Source organism: Catonella morbi ATCC 51271 (genome assembly GCF_000160035.2).
GTDB classification, from domain to species: domain Bacteria; phylum Bacillota; class Clostridia; order Lachnospirales; family Lachnospiraceae; genus Catonella; species Catonella morbi.
This window is the reverse complement of the sequence record NZ_KI535367.1, coordinates 603,606-622,931: the sequence shown is the minus strand read 5'-3', so window position 1 is coordinate 622,931 and position 19,326 is coordinate 603,606. Positions and strand designations below refer to the sequence as shown.

General features: G+C 39.4%; 18 protein-coding genes. 13 read left to right on the top strand and 5 right to left on the bottom strand.

Features of this window, described 5'->3' with window-relative positions; all coding sequences use genetic code 11:
* Positions 1-85: 85 nt before the first annotated feature.
* The 4 genes from GCWU000282_RS06380 to murC form a co-directional block, all read right to left on the bottom strand.
* Entirely contained in the window at positions 86-1,255 is a 1,170-nt protein-coding gene (locus tag GCWU000282_RS06380; RefSeq protein WP_023354225.1) for a ribose-phosphate pyrophosphokinase, read from the bottom strand.
* Positions 1,256-1,321: 66 nt separating this feature from the next.
* Positions 1,322-2,308 carry an ATP-binding protein gene (locus tag GCWU000282_RS06375; protein ID WP_023354224.1) on the bottom strand — a complete coding sequence of 329 codons (987 nt, stop codon included), beginning with the start codon at positions 2,306-2,308 and terminating at the stop codon, positions 1,322-1,324.
* A gap of 105 nt (positions 2,309-2,413) precedes the next feature.
* On the bottom strand, positions 2,414-3,463 hold the full coding sequence (locus tag GCWU000282_RS06370) for a DnaD domain protein (protein ID WP_023354223.1): 1,050 nt from the start codon (positions 3,461-3,463) through the stop codon (positions 2,414-2,416).
* 245 nt (positions 3,464-3,708) lie between these two features.
* On the bottom strand, positions 3,709-5,118 hold the full coding sequence (gene murC / locus GCWU000282_RS06365) for a UDP-N-acetylmuramate--L-alanine ligase (protein WP_023354222.1): 1,410 nt from the start codon (positions 5,116-5,118) through the stop codon (positions 3,709-3,711).
* Positions 5,119-5,571: 453 nt separating this feature from the next.
* On the opposite strand from murC, the gene spoVG reads away from it, so the two are divergent.
* From spoVG to tuf, 10 genes are all read left to right on the top strand, one after another.
* Positions 5,572-5,856 (top strand): septation regulator SpoVG, encoded by a 285-nt coding sequence (spoVG, locus tag GCWU000282_RS06360; protein ID WP_023354221.1) that lies wholly within the window; start codon positions 5,572-5,574, stop codon positions 5,854-5,856.
* A 130-nt stretch (positions 5,857-5,986) separates the two neighbouring features.
* Positions 5,987-6,565 carry an aminoacyl-tRNA hydrolase gene (gene pth, locus GCWU000282_RS06355; RefSeq protein ID WP_023354220.1) on the top strand — a complete coding sequence of 193 codons (579 nt, stop codon included), beginning with the start codon at positions 5,987-5,989 and terminating at the stop codon, positions 6,563-6,565.
* Positions 6,566-6,574: 9 nt separating this feature from the next.
* Complete coding sequence (gene mfd / locus GCWU000282_RS06350; protein ID WP_023354219.1) at positions 6,575-10,129, top strand: transcription-repair coupling factor; 3,555 nt, start codon at positions 6,575-6,577, stop codon at positions 10,127-10,129.
* A complete protein-coding gene (locus GCWU000282_RS06345) occupies positions 10,129-10,836 on the top strand; it encodes a hypothetical protein (protein WP_035039672.1) in 708 nt (235 codons plus the stop codon). Before mfd ends, GCWU000282_RS06345 begins: the two co-directional genes overlap by 1 nt.
* A gap of 144 nt (positions 10,837-10,980) precedes the next feature.
* Entirely contained in the window at positions 10,981-11,268 is a 288-nt protein-coding gene (locus GCWU000282_RS06340) for an HU family DNA-binding protein (RefSeq protein WP_023354217.1), read from the top strand.
* A 65-nt stretch (positions 11,269-11,333) separates the two neighbouring features.
* Positions 11,334-11,576 (top strand): RNA-binding S4 domain-containing protein, encoded by a 243-nt coding sequence (locus GCWU000282_RS06335; protein ID WP_023354216.1) that lies wholly within the window; start codon positions 11,334-11,336, stop codon positions 11,574-11,576.
* Between the two features lie 165 nt (positions 11,577-11,741).
* Positions 11,742-12,161 (top strand): 30S ribosomal protein S12, encoded by a 420-nt coding sequence (gene rpsL, locus GCWU000282_RS06330; RefSeq protein WP_023354215.1) that lies wholly within the window; start codon positions 11,742-11,744, stop codon positions 12,159-12,161.
* Between the two features lie 131 nt (positions 12,162-12,292).
* Positions 12,293-12,763 carry a 30S ribosomal protein S7 gene (gene rpsG, locus GCWU000282_RS06325; RefSeq protein ID WP_023354214.1) on the top strand — a complete coding sequence of 157 codons (471 nt, stop codon included), beginning with the start codon at positions 12,293-12,295 and terminating at the stop codon, positions 12,761-12,763.
* 15 nt (positions 12,764-12,778) lie between these two features.
* On the top strand, positions 12,779-14,911 hold the full coding sequence (gene fusA, locus GCWU000282_RS06320) for an elongation factor G (RefSeq protein ID WP_035039670.1): 2,133 nt from the start codon (positions 12,779-12,781) through the stop codon (positions 14,909-14,911).
* 162 nt (positions 14,912-15,073) lie between these two features.
* The gene (gene tuf / locus GCWU000282_RS06315) at positions 15,074-16,261 is read left to right on the top strand and encodes an elongation factor Tu (protein ID WP_023354212.1); all 1,188 of its coding nucleotides are present in this window, start codon (positions 15,074-15,076) and stop codon (positions 16,259-16,261) included.
* Between the two features lie 155 nt (positions 16,262-16,416).
* Here tuf and GCWU000282_RS06310 read toward each other — a convergent pair whose 3' ends face one another.
* On the bottom strand, positions 16,417-17,283 hold the full coding sequence (locus GCWU000282_RS06310; RefSeq protein ID WP_023354211.1) for a helix-turn-helix domain-containing protein: 867 nt from the start codon (positions 17,281-17,283) through the stop codon (positions 16,417-16,419).
* 200 nt (positions 17,284-17,483) lie between these two features.
* Between GCWU000282_RS06310 and GCWU000282_RS06305 the strand changes: the two genes are divergently transcribed.
* The 3 genes from GCWU000282_RS06305 to GCWU000282_RS15855 all read left to right on the top strand — a co-directional run.
* Positions 17,484-17,669, top strand: a complete 186-nt coding sequence (locus GCWU000282_RS06305; RefSeq protein ID WP_023354210.1) for a MerR family transcriptional regulator — start codon at positions 17,484-17,486, stop codon at positions 17,667-17,669.
* Positions 17,670-17,684: 15 nt separating this feature from the next.
* Positions 17,685-18,770: a site-specific integrase gene (locus tag GCWU000282_RS06300; protein ID WP_035039669.1), complete on the top strand. Its 1,086-nt coding sequence runs from the start codon at positions 17,685-17,687 to the stop codon at positions 18,768-18,770.
* Positions 18,771-18,847: 77 nt separating this feature from the next.
* The coding region (locus tag GCWU000282_RS15855; protein WP_242828931.1) for a CHC2 zinc finger domain-containing protein at positions 18,848-19,326 on the top strand (479 nt) is incomplete at its 3' end.

The following is a 19,326-nucleotide window of genomic DNA, read 5'->3' as shown; positions in this document are numbered from 1 at the left end:
ATTAAGAAGGTTTTACAAGTGAATTCTGCTAAAATCATCTACAATTAGTCAAAAAATCAGTTAATTTAGAAAATGAGTATTATTTTCAAATTTGATTGTATTTCTTAAGTATCTTCTTTATTCTTTCAGTTGGGCTTAGAAGCTCGCTGATAGAAGAATCGTGGTTTAACTTATCTATAATAAGAGCTACGTACTTACTCATATCTGCACTTATATAATATGGACGGCTGAGAAGTTCAGGAGTCTGATATACAAGGTTGGTGGTGATTACCTTGTGTATGAGCCCATCTTCATAAGCCTTATCAAATTTATCAAGTCCGTCAGTGAAAAGACCAAAGGTAGAAGCCACAAAGATGCGACCTGCATTTCTCTTTTTAAGTTCATTTGCAACATCAAGCATGCTTTCGCCCGAGGAAATCATATCATCAACTATGATAACATCCTTGCCGTCAAGTTTTCTTCCGAGATATTCATGAGCAACTATAGGATTTTTACCGTTTACTACAGTAGCGTAGTCACGACGTTTATAAAACATACCCACATCTACTCCGAGTACTCCCGCAAAGTAAACAGCTCTGTTCATAGCACCCTCATCCGGGCTGATTATCATCATGTTATCAGCATTCATCTTTATATCAGGTACATTTTTAAGTATGCCCTTGATGAACTGATAAGTAGGCATAATTGTATCAAAGTTATTGAGTGGAATTGCATTCTGTACTCTGGGATCGTGTGCATCAAAGGTGATAATACTGTCTACACCCATGTGGATAAGCTCCTGAAGTGCAACTGCGCAGTCAAGAGATTCTCTGCCGGCACGTTTATGCTGACGACCTTCATAAAGGAAAGGCATAATAACAGTTATTCTATGTGCTTTTCCGGCGCAGGCCTGAATTACACGTTTAAGATCCTGATAGTGATCATCAGGAGACATATGGTTTACATAACCATTCATATTGTAGGTAATGCTGTAATTGGATACATCAACGAGGATATAAAGATCGAGCCCTCTTACAGTACTGGTGATGGTACATTTAGCCTCACCACTTCCAAAACGCGGGCATTTAACATCAACATGATAAGATTCTCTCTGGTAACCGGAGAATGCAAGAGTGGAAGTATGTTCATTATTTCTTCCGTTTCTCCAGTCAACTATGTAATCTTCTACGGTGCTGCCAAGATTTGAGCAGCCTTTCAGTGAAATGATACCAAGCGGTCCCACAGGGATAGTCTCGATATAATCTTCTTTTGGCATTGTTCTTCTCCTTATTCTAAAAGGTAAATATGTATCTATGATTATCACCCTAAGGTGTGTAATCCTTTAGGCCATACGGGCATCTTCCCCAACCAGTGTTAAGAGGGAATAGCTTCCGACCAGTCTTGAAAATATGCGGTCACTATAGGTGGCTTTGATTAATGCAGGGCTTAAATTAGTTGATATAACGGTAGCCTTATTACGCAGTATTCTCTCATTCAGGCAGTCAAAAAGTTTCGAAGTGGTAAAGCTGTTTGAAACTTCCGTTCCGATATCGTCTATTACAAGTAAATCACAGTCAAACAGAGGCTCTGTTGAAGGAATTGAAGTGTTTTCGTCAGCCTCATCCCTGCGGAAAGTGTATTTTTCAAATATATCAAAGAACCTGAAAGCCGTTAAAAATACTACTGAGCGCCCATCTTTTATAAGCGCGTTTGCCAGACAGGAAGCAAGAAAGGTTTTACCCACACCCACTCCGCCGTAAATTACAAAATTACGAGCCTGAGTATCAAAGTTGTCTGCCATATTTTTGAGCTTTGAAAATGCATCCAGAGCATTTTTTCCGGCGTCATCCGAGCCGTTTGGAGTATTATCTTTGTAGTAATCTTCCCTAAAATACTTAAAATCAGCAGTTTTATCCGCCATCATATAGGCAGGATTAGAGTAAATCTGTCTTGCGGCTATGGACTTGAAACATTCACATTTATTTCCGTTTACAAAGCCTGTATCCTTGCATAGAGGGCAACTGTAAATCTTTGACAGATAATCTTTGTCATAACCGTTTTTAATTAACAGCTCCTCTCTTTTATAAGCAAGTTCTGTTCTTTTTTTATCAAGAGCCTCTTTTGCCTTGGCATAAGCCTCGTCTGAAATAAACATTGAATCTTTGGCAAGCTTTGCGGATTCGGTTATCATTTCATCTTCCAAAACCTTAAGTTCGGGTATCTTATTATAAGCCTCCTCAATGCGCTTTTTAAGAAGTTCGGCATTTACATAGCGGATACTGTCATATTCACGCATAACTGCCTCGTAATCGGAATTAGTAAGTCCCATAAAACCACCTTAATATTATAAAAAAATTCTTAATTATTCAAGTATAAAAGATTATGAATATTGTTTGCATTCAGTAAAAAACATTATAGCTTAACCAAAATTAATCTAAATCTTTTCCGCCCATTTCTGTGTGATATTTGCCATATCGGATTCGCTGTAATTTCTCTGCTCAAAGTTGGTAAAGCGGTTATTTACAGGCTTTGGAATGGCAGTATTTGCCGCATTTAAGCTCTGCTTGGTGAGGTAGTGAATCTTATCGGCATTTTTAACACCTTCCAAGTCGGTTATTCCGCTGCTTAGCCAGTTTTTAAGAGTGCCGTCGGTATACTTAAAATCAGGCTTTGAAAGCTTGAGCAGGGTTCTGTTACAGGCTTCTGCAATCATTTCCTCAGACATATTGTAGGAATGGAACCATTTGCTTATATACTGCTTTTCAGATGTTCCGGGAAGGCGGGAAAGCCCGAAAGCCTTCATTACAGTGGCATTTTCTCTGCTGTAGGTATCTGCTTCCGCTTTGGCGGCCTCAACCGTGTTTATGTTTTTATCGGCCCATGCCAGCGCCACGCTCTGAATGTAGTTGAATCTGTTTATCTTCTTTTCCAGACAGCAGTATTCATAAAGATAAATAATCAGCTCGGTTGAAAAATGAAGTTTTTCATTTAAATCACAGAGAAACTCAATTTCAGAGCCTGACAACAGTCTTTCCGCAAGATCTCCGGCTGTGTTAATAACCCTTTTTAAGTCCAAATCACAGACAGCTTCCTCTTCGGAATTTACAAAGATAGAGCCCGGTTCATCCTGCTTAATACTATTATCGGCAACCGGTATTTTCTCTTCTTTTGTCTCAGGTTCACATAAGGCAGCGGCATCGGATATACTTATGGAAGTTATGGTGTTCTTATCTGCTCTTGTGACCTTAAAAATCCCCTGTTTTTCCCAGTAATTTATAGAACGCATCACGTCTTTTTCACTGTCATCAAGGAAATCACAGGCTGAACTTATGGTGAAGCTTCTATGATTCTGGGAATAGTACATAAGATAAAGATAAAATCTTATGTGTGAGGCATTTGCGCTGTTGATATATCGTTCTATAAAGGCATTTGAAATAATGGTTGCCCCTGTATTTATGGTTACATTTAAATTTATTTCTGACATAATATCTCTCCCCTGTTTACTACTCAAAAGGAGTATATCATAAGATGAGTTAAAATAAAATAGAGGCAGATTTTTGGGGGATAGAGGTAAAATTTGTGGATAATGTGGATAACTCTGTGGATTGCGTGATTAAACAGAAGTTAGAGAGGGGGAATCTATGTGGATAACCTTGTGAAAAAGAGGAGAAAAAATCCACAGCAAAAATATTTAATGGAAATTTTTACTGTGGATATTGTGGATAAAATTTATTTAAGCATATTTTCTCCCACTTTTACTATATCTCCGGCGCCCATAGTTATCAACAAGTCGCCCGGTTTACAAGTGTGGATAAGAAAATTTTCAACTTCTTCAAAAGTTTTGAAAAAGTATGCCTCATGTCCGTTTTCGGACATTATTTCCCGTATATTATCGGAAGAAATATCATGATGATTTTCTTCTCTGGCTGCGTAGATTTCGGCGAATACTACGATGTCAGCCATAGACAGCACAGTGGCAAACTCGTGTAAAAAGGTCTTGGTTCTTGAATATAGATGGGGCTGGAAGGCTACTATCAATCGGTTATGCTTAACTCTTTTGGCAGCTTCGAGTGTGGCTCTTATTTCGGTAGGGTGGTGTGCATAGTCATCTACTATGGTATAGCCGTCACGTTCTCCTTTGTACTGGAAGCGGCGGTCGGTGCCGGTATATTTTTTGATTCCCTGCTTAATCTTTTCGAGGGCTATGCCTTTAGGGTAAATGCTTGAAGGCTCAAGAGCGGCGGCTATTACAGCCAGTGAGTTGAATACATTGTGCTCTCCGGTAACGGATAATTCAACAAGCCCTTTATTTTCACCTTTTACAATGAGTTCATAGCTTGGGAAACCGAAATCATTGTAAGTAATATTTTTTGCGGTATAATCAGGCTCTCTTCCGTTTACAGGTCTGAGTCCATAGTAAATTATTCTGATATTTTTGTTCTGAATAAGGTTCTCAAGGCCTTCAATTTCATTATTGACTACGAGTAGCCCATTCTCAGGCAGAAGGTTTATAAATTTGGTAAAAGAAAGTCTTTCGTTTTCAAGTGTTCCGAAGAAGTCTAAGTGTTCAGCTTCTACATTCAGGACTATGGCTGTAGTAGGAGTGAAATGTAAGAAGCTGTCAGCGTATTCACAGGCTTCCATTATGAAATTTTCAGACTTGCCTAACCTCATATTTCCATGAATTCCGCTTAAGATACCTCCGACAGATATGGTTGGATCAAGCTCAGCCTCAAGATATACATAAGAAAGCATGGAAGTGGTGGTTGTCTTACCATGAGTGCCGGAAACAGCAACGGCATTTTTATAATGACTCATAATCTGTCCAAGGCATTCAGCCCTCTCCAGCATAGGTATACCAAGCTTCTTTGCCTCCATAAACTCAGGATTGTCCGCGTGTATTGCTGCGGTATAAACCACTAAGCCTATGTCTGTGGTTATATTTTTTGCTTCCTGCGAATAAAATACCTTTATTCCTAGATTTTCCAGCCTTTTGGTGACGGAGGATTCGTGAAGATCCGAACCTGAAACCTTAAACCCTTTATCAAGAAAAAGCTCGGCGATTCCGCTCATGCTTATTCCGCCGATTCCTATGAAATAGACGGGTACAGAATTATTTTGCAAGTCTAATTTATGCATACTTATACCTCTTTTAGTAAAATTAATTTTAAAATTGCGTCGTCACTAAACTCAATCTTCGCCTTACGGCTTGATTTGCAAAGCACTAGCACCTGCGGTGCGTCGTCGTTAAGTGTTCACATTATATCACACATCATATTTATATGACAATAAAGGTTTGTAAATGAAGAAACAGTAAAGAATGTTACCGTTGTTTTTTAAATGACCATATGGTCATTTAAAAGAATGTAATAATTCAAAACAGTAATAAAAATATACAAAAAAATGCTATAAATCTTTGGATTAATGCATAATTAATACAATAGAATTTTTTGTTCAAATATGCTATAATATTATCCAAAACTAGAGGGTCTGATTAAGCTTAGGGTGCTTTACAGGCAGAGGTCAAATTTGTAACTTAAAACCGATAATGGCAGAGAAGCTATACTGTCAAACACAACAGGGGGGTCACATATGAATATTACAGACATCAGAATCAGAAAAGTTGCCAAAGAAGGTAAACTTAAGGCAGTTGCCTCGATAACTATTGATGGTGAGTTTGTGGTTCATGACATTAAGATTATTGACGGAGACAAAGGTCTTTTTATAGCGATGCCTAGCAGAAAGACCAATGACGGAGAATACCACGATATTGCTCACCCTATTAATTCGGAGACCAGGGAAAGACTCCAGAAAGCAATCGTAACAGAGTATGAGAACGGAAACTGGATGGAATTTCCGGTAAAAGAAGAAAATTAACAGAACAGCTTAGCAGAGGCTTGGCTGAATATGTGATGGGAGGTCTTTTGACCTCTCATTTTTAGTGCAAAAAAATAAAATTTGATGTATAATCGTTGTGACTGATTAAGATTTAGAAAGAAGGAGATTTATGTATATAATAGCAGGACTTGGTAATCCGGACAGAAAATATGCGGGTACCCGCCACAATATAGGTTTTGACGTAATTACTTATTTATCGGATAAATATAATATAAGCCTTTCAAAAACAGGGTTTAAATCAAAGCTCGGACAGGGATTTATAGATGGGGAGAAAGTGCTTCTTATGAAACCTCAGACTTACATGAATCTTTCCGGAGAGGCGGTAGGCGAGGCTGTGAATTTTTATAAAATAGATGAGAAGACAGAGCTGATAATTATTCAGGATGATATAGATCTTGAACCGGGAAACATAAGAATACGTGTAAAAGGAAGTGCCGGAGGACATAATGGGATAAAGAGTATAATATCTCATATCGGCGGCAACGAGTTTATCCGTATTAAGCTTGGTGTGGGCGGTAAGCCTGAGGGGGGAGATTTGGCAGACCACGTCCTTTCGGGATTTGACAGAGATACGGAGCCTCTTATAAGAAAAGTGATAGAATTGGCGGGAGGGGCAATTCTTACTGTAATGAAAGAAGGGGCGGAGACAGCTATGAATAAGTATAACGGGATAAAGGCAGAGATATAAGGAGATAAGATGAACTTATTAACAAAGCCACTTTTAGAATTAAAAGAAATAAATGAAGCAATAAATCATATCAACAAAGGCAAACTGCCCATACTTATTACAGGTTGCATGGATGCTGAAAAAAGCAATATCATAGAAACCCTGTCCAAGGGGACATCAAAAAGACATAGAGTTATTATCACCTATGATGAGATAAGAGCCGGGGAAATTCAGACGGATATGAAGCTTTATGATAAAAAGGCTGTTATATATCCGGCCAAGGATATTATGTTTTTTGCGGCAGATGTACATGGAAATGCGATAATAAGCGGCAGACTTGAGGTATTAAAAAGGCTGATTGAAGACAAACCATCTACCATAATTTTAAGTTTAGAGGCGGGGCTTGACAGGGTGCTGCCGCTTTCTTATGTGAAAGAAAAGATTGTTAAACTTTCAGTAAGGGATAGTTTTGATATTACAGAACTTGCAAGGAGACTTTCCGAGCTTGGCTATGAAAAGACTTCCCAGGTTTCGGGTAAGGGGCAGTTTGCTGTAAGAGGTGATATATTTGATATTTTCCCTTTGACTGAGGAAACCCCTTTCAGACTGGAATTTTGGGGAGATGAAATTGATACCATAAGAGCCTTTGATGTAGAGAGCCAGCGTTCCATAGAAAATGTGGAGGAGCTTTTGGTTTATCCTGCCACAGAAATAATCATAGATGAAGAAAGAAAGCTTGCGGGGCTTAAGAAGTTAAATAAAGAAAAGGAAGAAGTATATAAGAAGTTCAGAGCCGAGATGAAAACCGAAGAGGCGGCAAGGATAAACTCGGTGGTTGAAGAATTTAAGGATAACCTTGAGATTTATGGAGGCTCCTTTGGTATAGACAGCTATATCAATTACTTTTTTGATGAAACCGAGACTTTTTTTGATTATTTTAATGAAGAAGATATTTTTTTCATAGATGAGCCTATAAGGATAGAAGAAAAGGGGAAGGCGGTTTCTTTTGAATGGCGTGAAAGTATGACTAACAGGCTCACAAAAGGCTATATACTTTCAAAACAGGCAGATACAATCTGGGATTACAAGAAGGTACTTGCAAAGCTTGAAAGCAAGTCTACGGTACTTTTAAGCCTGCTGGAAACAAGGACGGGTGATATAAAGGCAAAGCAAAGGTTTGATGTACTTTCCCGCAATGTAAATCCCTATAATAACAGTTTTGAAACCCTTATAAAAGATTTGACAAGGTATAAAAAAGAAGGATATAAGGTTGTGGTGGTAAGTTCTTCCAAGGTAAGGGCTGAGCGGCTTGCGGAGGATTTTAGAGAAAGAGAACTTATGGCTAACTACCTGAGCACAGATGAGAGAGTGCCTGTAAGTGGGGAAGTTGTGACCATACAGGGCAACCTGAGGCGGGGCTTTGAATATCCTTCCATTAAGTTCGCCATTATCTCCGAAAGTGATATATTTGGAGCTGAGAAGAAGAAAACAAACAGGAAAAAAAAGAAGATAGACGGAGCTTCGATAGCGAGCTTTTCAGAACTGCATGAGGGAGACTATGTAATTCATGAAAATCATGGTATAGGGGTGTACAGAGGTATAGAACAATTTACCGTTGAAGGAGTTACCAAAGACTATGTAAAGGTGGATTACAGCGGTGATGTGAGTATATTTGTGCCCACTACAAATCTTGATGTCTTACAGAAGTATTCAAGTGCAAACGGTGCAAAGCCTAAGATAGACAAGATAGGCGGACAGGCCTGGAAAAAGACCAAGTCCAAGGTGAGACAGTCCATAAGTGAGATAGCCAGGGATTTGGTGGAATTGTATGCGAAAAGACAGCAGGAACAAGGTTTCAGATATGGTAAAGATACAGTCTGGCAGCAGGAATTTGAGGAGATGTTCCCCTATGATGAAACGGATGACCAGCTAAATGCCATAAAAGATGTGAAGGCTGATATGGAGAGCATAAAGATTATGGACAGGCTGGTCTGCGGGGACGTGGGCTTCGGAAAAACGGAAGTTGCCATAAGGGCGGCTTTTAAGGCGGTTTCTGAGGGGAAGCAGGTGGTTATGCTTGTACCTACCACCATACTTGCAGGTCAGCATTATACTACATTTTCAAAAAGAATGCAGAACTTTCCGATAACTGTGGAATTTCTTTCGAGATTTAAGTCTGCGGCAGAGACGAAAAAGATAAAGGAGAAGCTGAAAGCAGGCCTTATAGATATAGTTATAGGCACCCATAAGGTGTTGTCGGCTGAGATTAAATATAAAGATTTGGGGCTTTTAATAATTGATGAGGAACAGCGTTTCGGTGTGAGCCACAAGGAAAAAATAAAGAAGCTCAGGGAAAATGTGGATGTGCTTACCCTATCGGCAACCCCTATTCCGAGAACCCTGCACATGAGCCTTGTGGGAATAAGGGATATGTCGGTGCTTGAAGAACCTCCTGTGGACAGAATTCCTATCCAGACCTATGTGCTTGAGCATGATGATGAGATAATAAGAGAGGCTATTAACAGGGAAATAGGCAGAAACGGACAGGTTTATTATGTATATAACAGGGTGAGCGGGATAGATGAAAGGGCTGCAAAACTTGCTGAACTGATTCCGGGAGCCAGAGTTTCATTTGCACATGGACAGATGAATGAGAGAGAGCTTGAAAGGATAATGATTGAGTTTATAAATGGTGAAATTGATGTGCTGGTTTCTACTACAATTATAGAAACAGGTCTTGATATATCAAATGTAAACACAATAATTATAGATGATGCCGATAAAATGGGACTATCGCAGCTCTATCAGCTAAGAGGACGTGTTGGAAGAAGTTCAAGAACTTCCTTTGCTTTTCTTATGTACAAACGTGACCGTATGCTTAAGGAAATTGCTGAAAAAAGACTTGCGGCAATAAAGGAGTTTACAGATCTTGGTTCAGGATTTAAAATAGCCATGAAGGATCTTGAAATAAGAGGTGCGGGAAATCTTTTGGGTAAGAGCCAGTCAGGGCACATGGAAGCTGTAGGCTATGATCTTTACTGTAAGATGCTTAACGAGGAGGTAAAGAGGCTTAAAGGTGAAAAGGTGGCAGCGGATGAGTTTGAAACCGCTGTAGATATAGAAGCTTCGGCTTATATTCCGGCTGATTATATCAGAAATGAAGTGGCAAGGCTTGAAATGTATAAGAGGATAGCGGGAATTTTCACAGAGGAAGAACTTTCTGAGCTGAAAGATGAACTTATAGACCGCTATGGAGAAATGCCGTTGGCGGTTGATAACCTTGTAAATATTTCGTTTATCAGACAGATGGCACATGAAATTGGGACTACAAAGGTAGAATGTAAAGGTGAAACAGCAAGATTTTCTATTTATAATGAAGTAAAATTCGATATAGACAAAATAAGTGAAGTTATGGCTGATAATGAAGGCAGGCTCAGGCTCAGAAGCGGTAAGGAAACTTATTTTGAATATAAATTCGGCGACGGAACTCATAAAACTAAGGCTGAAGATAAGATAAAGCTTCTCATAAGTCTGACCATGGCACTGGCGCCTTGCAGGCTGAAGGAAGAAATAAAGGAGGGATGATGGCAAAGAAATTTATATTTAAGCTTGGTGCCTTCCTATTGGTGTTTTTGGGTGCGGTATCGGCAGTTTTATGCTATGGAGATAAAAGCGAAGTCAACAAAAATGAGAAAGCGGTTGAACTCGCTTTAACGGAAATTGGTCCGGCCATTACTAAAACGGCCAGTGCCGATATTCCTATAATAAGAATAGGAGACAAGGTGGTTTTCTACCCTGAATTTGAATTCTATCTATTGGCGACTAAAAGAGATTTTGAAGCCTTTCTCGGAGACGGTGTGTGGAAGGTAACCAAAAACGGAAGAAGCATAGAGGAACTGCTTAAAACCGATATAATTGAAGAAATAGCGAGACTTAAGATAGTGGTGGCAGAGGCAAAAGAACAGGGATATACCCTTACTGAGGCTGAGGAAGAAGAAATAAAAAAGACTGCCAAAGAACAGCTTAAGGGGATAGATCCGGTGCTTAAGGCTAAATATTACCTTGATGAGGAGCTGGTGGCGGGAATCTATATGGAAAATTATCTGGCAACAAAATTTTTCAACGGCTATACTGCGAAGCTGGGTGTAAGAAAAGAAGATGCAAAAATATATTTTAACGAGGATTACAATATTTGGGAGAGCAAATATGTAGCTGATATATATTGGGAAAACATAGACAAAATTGACATTAAAGAGCTTGAACTTGAGGGAAATATAGGTGAGAATCATTAAAATATTCTAAAAATGCCTAAAAATCAAGTATTTTCCCTTAAAATTACTTGACAAATCGCTTTAATAAGTTTATAAGTAATTTGTAGACTTATTGTTGTATGCGGATTTATATCCGCACAAGAAAATTATAGGAGGATTTATTCCATGAATAAGGCAGAACTTGTATCAGCTATTGCTGAAAAAACTGAGTTGAAGAAAGTTGACGCAGAGAAGGCTGTTAAGGCTTTTGTAGACGTTGTTACTGAGGAGCTTAAGAAGGGTGGAAAAGTTCAGTTAGTAGGCTTTGGTACATTTGAAGTATCAAAGAGAGCTGCAAGAGAAGGAAGAAACCCACAGACAAAGAAGACAATTAAGATTCCTGCTTCAAACGCAGCAAAGTTTAAGGCTGGTAAGGCTCTTAAGGATGCAATCAACACAAAGACAAAGAAGTAATTAACTTCATAAAAATGAGGGAGCTGTCTGAGAGGATGGCTCCTTTTTTGATAGGAGAATGAAAAATGAGACTTGATAAATATATAAAGGTGTCACGCCTTATAAAAAGAAGAACGGTAGCAAAGTCAGCCTGTGATGCGGGCAGGGTATATGTAAATGACAAGCAGGCAAAGGCAGGCACAGAGGTAAAGATTGGGGATATAATTACAATCGGTTTCGGGGATAAGCAGTTAAAAGTAAAAATTACCGAAATAGCTGAGACCGTAAAGAAGGATGAAGCTAAAGAGATGTATGAGTTTGTGGAATGATATTTATGGCAAATGTTGCGATGAAGCTTAAAAAATAAGAAATTTCCGTTTGACATAGCCGTTAAAATGTAATATAATGATAAATACGCATGTCTGACAGGCGTAGATTTTGTGTGCAGATAATTGCACAGATATCAAAAATAAGAAAATAGGAGGTGAAAATTAATGCCAACTTTTAATCAGCTCGTAAGAAAGGGTAGACAGACTGTTGCTAAGAAGTCTAACTCTCCTGCTCTGCAGAAGTCAGTTAACTCCTTAAGAAAGACAACTGTTGAGCACTCTTCTCCACAGAAGAGAGGTGTTTGTACAGCAGTTAGAACAGCTACACCTAAGAAGCCTAACTCAGCGCTTAGAAAGATTGCCAGAGTACGTCTTTCTAACGGTATCGAGGTAACAAGCTACATTCCTGGTGAAGGACATAACCTTCAGGAGCACAGCGTTGTTCTTATCCGCGGCGGTAGAGTAAAAGACCTTCCAGGTACAAGATATCATATTGTTCGTGGTACCCTTGATACAGCAGGTGTTGCTAAGAGACGTCAGGCTCGTAGTAAATACGGTGCTAAGAGACCAAAGGAAGCTAAATAATTAGCGGTAACAATCGAACAAGGATTTTAGGATTAAAAGTGCGGGATTAAGATTTACCCAGCACGGACACTAATAATGATAGTGAGTACCTAAGAATCTGTAATCAGAATTCTGTTTAGGAGGGAAGAAACGTGCCACGTAAAGGACATATAATAAAAAGAGACGTGCTTGCAGATCCGATTTACGACAGCAAACTTGTTACTAAATTAGTAAACAATATAATGCTTGACGGTAAAAAGGGTGTAGCACAGAAGATAGTATATGGCGCTTTTGCTCGTGTTGAAGAGAAGAGCGGCAAGAAGGCAGTAGATGCTTTTGAAGAGGCTATGAATAACATCATGCCTGTACTTGAGGTTAAGGCTCGCCGTATCGGTGGTGCTACTTATCAGGTACCTGTAGAGGTTAGACCTGAAAGAAGACAGGCGTTAGCACTCAGATGGCTTACTACATTTTCTCGCGCCAGAAGTGAGAAAACACAGGAAGAAAGACTTGCTAACGAAATATTAGACGCTATTAATAACACCGGAGCAGCGGTTAAGAGAAAAGAGGATATGCACAAGATGGCTGAAGCTAATAAGGCATTCGCTCATTATCGCTGGTAATTGGAGGAAAAATCGTTGGCTAAAAGAGAATATCCACTTGAAAGAACCAGAAATATCGGTATTATGGCTCATATCGATGCAGGTAAGACTACTCTTACAGAGCGTATCTTATTCTACACTGGTGTAAATTATAAGATTGGTGATACCCATGAAGGCACTGCTACCATGGACTGGATGGCTCAGGAGCAGGAAAGAGGTATAACCATCACATCCGCGGCTACAACCTGTCATTGGACTCTTGAAAAAGAGGGTAAGCCAATGCCGGGAGCACTCCCATACCGTATAAACATCATTGATACACCCGGACACGTAGACTTCACTGTTGAAGTTGAGCGTTCACTTCGTGTACTTGATGGTGCAGTAGGTGTATTCTGTGCAAAAGGCGGAGTTGAGCCTCAGTCTGAAAACGTTTGGAGGCAGGCTGATCAGTACAATGTACCTCGTATGGCTTATATCAATAAGATGGACATACTTGGTGCGAACTTCTACGGAGCAGTAGAGCAGATTAAGACTAAGCTTGGCAAGAACCCAGTGCTTCTTCAGCTTCCTATAGGAAAAGAAGATACATTTGTGGGTGTTGTTGACTTGTTTGAGATGAAAGCCTACATCTTCGAAGGAGATAAGGGAGAGAACATTAACGTTACAGATATACCTGATGATATGAAAGATGATGCGGCAATCTATCATGATGAGCTTATTGAGAAATGCTGTGAGCTTGATGATGATCTTATGATGGAGTATCTTGACGGCAATATCCCTGAGATACCTGCCCTTAAGGCAGCTCTTCGTAAGGGAACAATCGCTTGCAAGGCTATTCCGGTTTGCTGCGGTACGGCATACAGAAACAAGGGTGTTCAGAAACTTCTTGATGCAGTATTGGAGTTCATGCCTGCACCTACAGATATCCCTGATATCACAGGTGTTGATATGGAAGGAAACGAAGTCGTTAGGCATTCGTCTGATGAAGAACCTTTTGCAGCTCTTGCGTTCAAGATTATGACAGACCCATTCGTAGGAAAACTTGCTTTCTTCAGAGTTTACTCAGGTATTCTTAATTCAGGTTCTTATGTGCTTAATGCTACTAAGGGCAAGAAGGAAAGAGTAGGACGTATACTTCAGATGCACGCTAATAAGCGTTCTGAGATTGAACAGGTATTCTCAGGAGATATTGCAGCAGCAGTAGGTCTTAAGATAACGGCTACAGGTGATACCATCTGTGATGAGCAGCATCCTGTAATACTTGAGTCTATGGAATTCCCTGAGCCGGTTATTGAGCTTGCTATCGAGCCTAAGACTAAAGCAGGACAGGGTAAACTTGGTGAGGCCCTTGCTAAGCTTGCAGAAGAGGATCCTACATTTAAGGCACATACAGATACAGAGACAGGACAAACAATTATCGCAGGTATGGGTGAACTCCATCTTGAAATTATCGTTGACCGTCTCCTTCGCGAGTTCAATGTAGAAGCTAATGTTGGTGCACCTCAGGTTGCATACAGAGAAGCTCTTACAAAACCTTGTGAAGTTGAAGCTAAGTACATCAGACAGTCCGGTGGACGTGGTCAGTACGGTCACTGTAAAGTTAAATTTGCTCCGCTTGATGTTAACTCAGAAGAGACATTTAAGTGTGAATCTACCGTTGTCGGTGGCGCTATTCCTAAGGAATACATACAGCCAATCTTCGAAGGTATCGAAGAGGCTACAAAGGCAGGTATCCTTGGCGGTTTCCCTGTTATCGGTGTACATGCTAATGTATACGATGGTTCTTACCATGAAGTTGACTCCTCAGAAATGGCTTTCCATGTAGCAGGTTCTATGGCTATGAAGGATGCTATGAACAAGGGTGGTTCAGTTCTGGTTGAACCTATTATGAAGGTTGAAGTAACAATGCCTGAAGAGTACATGGGTGATGTAATCGGTGATATCAATTCACGCCGTGGACGTATCGAGGGTATGGAAGATATCGGCGGCGGTAAGATGGTAAAAGGTTTTGTACCTCTCGCTGAAATGTTCGGTTATGCTACAGACCTTCGTTCAAGAACGCAGGGACGCGGTAACTACTCAATGTTCTTTGATCACTATGAGCAGGTACCTAAGAACGTTCAGGAGAAAGTTCTTTCTGCAAAAAATCAGGAGAAATCCGGTAAGTAATAATAATAATTTTACTTGCAAATATACAGTTTTTAGAATATAATAAGTCTTAATATGGTCAACTTTGGTACATTTTAACAAGGCTATCAAAGCTGACCGGAATAAAGAATAGTGATTTAGATTAATCACAATATTTTCCATAATTAAGGAGGAAGTTTCAAAATGGCAAAGGCTAAATTTGAGAGAAGCAAAGTACATTGTAATATTGGTACCATTGGTCACGTAGATCATGGTAAAACAACACTTACAGCAGCTATTACAAAGGTTCTTTCTGAGAGAGTGTCAGGAAATGCTGCGGTAGATTTCGCAAATATTGATAAGGCTCCGGAAGAGAGAGAAAGAGGTATCACTATCTCTACAGCTCACGTAGAGTATTCTACAGCTAAGAGACACTATGCACACGTTGACTGCCCGGGACATGCTGACTACGTTAAGAACATGATTACCGGTGCCGCACAGATGGATGGTGCTATCCTCGTTGTTGCTGCAACTGATGGTGTTATGGCTCAGACAAGAGAGCACATCCTTCTCAGCCGTCAGGTAGGTGTTCCTTACATCGTAGTATTCCTTAACAAGTGTGATATGGTTGATGATGAGGAGCTTATCGATCTCGTAGAGATGGAAGTTACAGAGCAGCTTGAAGAGTATGGTTTCAAAGGTTGCCCAATCGTCAGAGGTTCAGCTCTTAAGGCTCTTGAGGATCCACATGGTCCTTGGGGAGATAAGATTATGGAACTTATGGATACAGTTGACTCTTACATTCCGGATCCTGAGCGTGATGTAGATAAGCCATTCCTTATGCCTGTTGAGGACGTATTTACAATTACAGGTCGTGGTACTGTTGCTACAGGTAGAGTAGAGCGTGGTACACTCAGACTTAATGACGAACTTGAGATCGTTGGTGGTCGTGAAGAGAATAGAAAGACAACAGTTACAGGTATCGAGATGTTCCGTAAGCTTCTTGATACTGCTGAAGCAGGTGATAACATTGGTGCTCTTCTTCGTGGTGTTAACCGTGACGAGATTGAAAGAGGACAGGTTCTCTGCAAACCGGGCAGCGTAACTTGCCACAAGAAGTTTACAGCTCAGGTTTACGTTCTTTCAAAAGAAGAGGGTGGACGTCATACTCCATTCTTCAACAACTATCGTCCACAGTTCTATTTCAGAACAACAGACGTTACCGGTGTAGTTACACTTAACGGCGATGCAGAGATGTGTATGCCTGGTGATAACGCAGAGATTACAGTTGAGCTCATCCATCCGGTAGCTATGGAAGCCGGTCTTGGTTTTGCTATCCGTGAGGGTGGTAGAACAGTTGGATCAGGTAAGGTTGCTACTATCGTTGAGTAATATTAGCTGATTGGATAGAAATTAAGTAAAATAGAGCCTTCCGGGGATGACCCCGGGAGGCTTTTTGTGGGTTTTGAAACTTTAGTTAGGTGAAGTAAAGGTGTCTGTGGCTCTATTTTGGCTCTATTTTTTTAGGGAATAGAGCCAAGGGGGAGTTATTTCTGCTTAGATTTGGCTTCGTTTATGGTAAAATTTTTGATTTCTTCTTTATATTTTGGGTGCTCTTTCTTATACTGTTTGATTCGCTCGCGCCTTTGCATTATCCAATTGAGTCTGGTATTAAAATCCTCTTTAACAGGAAATTGTTCATCTTTCAAATGATTAAATATCCAATCATCTTCATAGTGACCAATTAGTTGATTTTTTACTAATTCAGGGACTTCAAGATGCTCGATATAGTCATATAATGTGCCGCCTGAATCAAGTACTTTCTGTAAAGCTATCTGAGAATCTTCGTAACTGTCAAATCCCTTCAGATGTTCTTTCCAGCCATGGTCTGTTAGCATGAGGTCAAACTGCTGTTTCTCTGCAACCTCGGTGAAGGAATGAGACAGGTTATATAGATAAGAATTGAACCATATGCTGTTATCTTCCATGTCGTCATCGGTATTGAGGGTAATAGTTAAATTCTCCAATGGGATTTCAGTGTCGCCATTCCAAATTTTAATATACTTTGAGAGCAGAGGGTTCAAGGTAAAATAAGTCTTGTCAAGTCTATTTTCAAGATTTAGAGAGAATGGGCCTTCGGCATTCAGTGTATTATTTGCAAGCAGTAGAAATAATACCTGAAAAAAATCTCCGGTAAAATGAAAATCAGTATTCTGTTTTGGAATTCCTTCAAATACCATTCTGGAAAGATTAAGTGCATTGCACATTTTATCAATGACTTCAATTCCAGGAACCATTTTATTTGTTTCGTATTTTCGTATTGATACAGGATGTATGCCGGTAATCTCAGCCAATTCATTAGCAGTTATATTATACAGTTCTCTTAATCTTTTAATTCTTTCAGCTATGTCCATAGTATTTTCCTTTCAATATATTTTTAAAGGTTTTACTCAGATTTACATTCTTTTACAAGTATAGCATAAATATAGTGAAATCGCTACAAAAATCTTTAAAAACTACTTGACAGTAGCGTATACGCTACATATAATGATAATGTAAATAAAGTAGCGATAACGCTATATGAAACTGAATTTATAAAAAGGAGGAAAAACACATGGACAAAGAAAAAGTGTATTACACAGCAAAGGAGGTAGCGGATATCCTTGGCATATCGAAAGGACATTCATACAAACTGATTCAGAAAATGAATCAAGAACTTTCAAGGCAGGGATATATGATTGTAGCAGGGAAAATTTCAATAAGGTATTTTAAGGAGCGTTTCTATGGGATTTCGGCTTAGATGAAAGGAGGAAGTATGCCGGCATATAAAGACGGAGATATGTGGAGAAGCCAGTTTTATTATACAGACCGGACGGGAGCAAGGCACAAAAAGAATAAGAGGGGGTTCAAGACAAAAAGAGAAGCACAGCAGTTTGAAGCAGAGTTTGTAAGAATTTCAAAAGCGGATATGGATATGAAATTTGCTTCATTTGTGGAAATATACTTGAAAGACAAAGAGGTAGAGCTAAAGCAGAGAACATTAAGAAATAAAAGATATATGATTGATACGCATGTAATACCATATTTTGGAGAGAAGAAAATGAATGAGATTATGCCGGCTGATATCATAGCCTGGCAGAAAACTATCAAGGAGAATAATGAATTTTCAGAAGCATATCTCAGAATGCTGCAAAATCAGGTAACAGCAATATTCATACATGCTGTAAAAATTTATTCTTTAAGGGTTAATCCCTGTAAGAGCGTAAAAAAGATGGGAAGGTCGGATGACAGGAGCATCACATTCTGGACATTTGATGAATACCAGCATTTTATCCGGACATATGACACAACAAGCATGCATTATCTTATGTTTGAAATTCTATTCTGGACAGGAATGCGTGAGGGAGAACTGCTGGCTCTTACAATGAATGATATTGACTTTACACAGATGTCAATTCATATTTCTAAGACATATTATAGAATGAACAGGCAGGATATAATTACAGAGCCTAAGACAGATAATTCGGTCCGTACTGTAGCGGTTCCAAAGTTCTTAATGGATGATATTAAGTGCTACTATGAAAGGCTCTATAAATATCCAAGAGATGCAAGGCTGTTCCCAATTGTAGCTGAAGCATTGCAGCACTCTATGAAAAGGCATACTGCAAAAGCCGATGTGAAGCCAATAAGAGTTCATGATTTGCGCCACTCACATTGTGCCTATCTGATTCATCAGGGAATCCAGCCACTCCTCATTAAAGAGAGGTTAGGGCATAAGGATATTAGAATAACACTTAATACATATGGGCATCTATATCCGAGTGAGCAGAAAAAAGTAGCGGATATGCTTAACAATCTAAATGAAAATACCCCTGCTGGTAACAGGGGCAGCAAATTATAAAAAGGAAAGTTTTTCTATAACTGTTCGCAAACTCATTATAGCAAAGACTTTCTCCAAAGAAAAGGAGAAATTACATATTGAATATTTTTACAGAAATAAAAATGCACCTTACCGCCAGACAGGCTGCTGAAAAATATGGTCTGGCTATAAGAAAAAATGGTATGGTTTGCTGTCCTTTCCACAGGGATAAGCATCCCAGTATGAAGATTGATAAGAATTACCACTGCTTTGCCTGTGGCATAGGCGGTGATGCTATTGATTATGTATCAAGGATGTTTGGACTGACACAGTATCAGGCAGCAAAGAAACTTATTGATGATTTCAGCCTTATGGTAGAGCATGGAAGAAAAATGGCTTTATCAGCAAAGGAAAAAGAAAAAATTATAAGAGCAAGGCAGGAAAATGAAAGAATAATAAGAATCAAAAAAAGGTTTGGCAGATGGTGCAGTGAAAGCATTGGATTATTAAGAAACTGCATAGATGAAATAAGACAGGCAGGAATATTATTGACAGACAAAGCACAGAATCAAATTTTCACAGATGATTATACATCAAT

Coding starts and splice junctions, on each gene's coding strand:
- GCWU000282_RS06380 (WP_023354225.1), bottom strand. CDS start 1,255: ATGCCAAAAGAAGATTATATCGAGACTATCCCTGTGGGACCGCTTGGT.
- rpsL (WP_023354215.1), top strand. CDS start 11,742: ATGCCAACTTTTAATCAGCTCGTAAGAAAGGGTAGACAGACTGTTGCT.
- GCWU000282_RS06370 (WP_023354223.1), bottom strand. CDS start 3,463: ATGTCAGAAATAAATTTAAATGTAACCATAAATACAGGGGCAACCATT.
- pth (WP_023354220.1), top strand. CDS start 5,987: ATGTATATAATAGCAGGACTTGGTAATCCGGACAGAAAATATGCGGGT.
- GCWU000282_RS06340 (WP_023354217.1), top strand. CDS start 10,981: ATGAATAAGGCAGAACTTGTATCAGCTATTGCTGAAAAAACTGAGTTG.
- murC (WP_023354222.1), bottom strand. CDS start 5,118: ATGCATAAATTAGACTTGCAAAATAATTCTGTACCCGTCTATTTCATA.
- GCWU000282_RS06375 (WP_023354224.1), bottom strand. CDS start 2,308: ATGGGACTTACTAATTCCGATTACGAGGCAGTTATGCGTGAATATGAC.
- GCWU000282_RS06300 (WP_035039669.1), top strand. CDS start 17,685: ATGCCGGCATATAAAGACGGAGATATGTGGAGAAGCCAGTTTTATTAT.
- spoVG (WP_023354221.1), top strand. CDS start 5,572: ATGAATATTACAGACATCAGAATCAGAAAAGTTGCCAAAGAAGGTAAA.
- GCWU000282_RS06335 (WP_023354216.1), top strand. CDS start 11,334: ATGAGACTTGATAAATATATAAAGGTGTCACGCCTTATAAAAAGAAGA.
- GCWU000282_RS06310 (WP_023354211.1), bottom strand. CDS start 17,283: ATGGACATAGCTGAAAGAATTAAAAGATTAAGAGAACTGTATAATATA.
- mfd (WP_023354219.1), top strand. CDS start 6,575: ATGAACTTATTAACAAAGCCACTTTTAGAATTAAAAGAAATAAATGAA.
- GCWU000282_RS06345 (WP_035039672.1), top strand. CDS start 10,129: ATGGCAAAGAAATTTATATTTAAGCTTGGTGCCTTCCTATTGGTGTTT.
- tuf (WP_023354212.1), top strand. CDS start 15,074: ATGGCAAAGGCTAAATTTGAGAGAAGCAAAGTACATTGTAATATTGGT.
- GCWU000282_RS06305 (WP_023354210.1), top strand. CDS start 17,484: ATGGACAAAGAAAAAGTGTATTACACAGCAAAGGAGGTAGCGGATATC.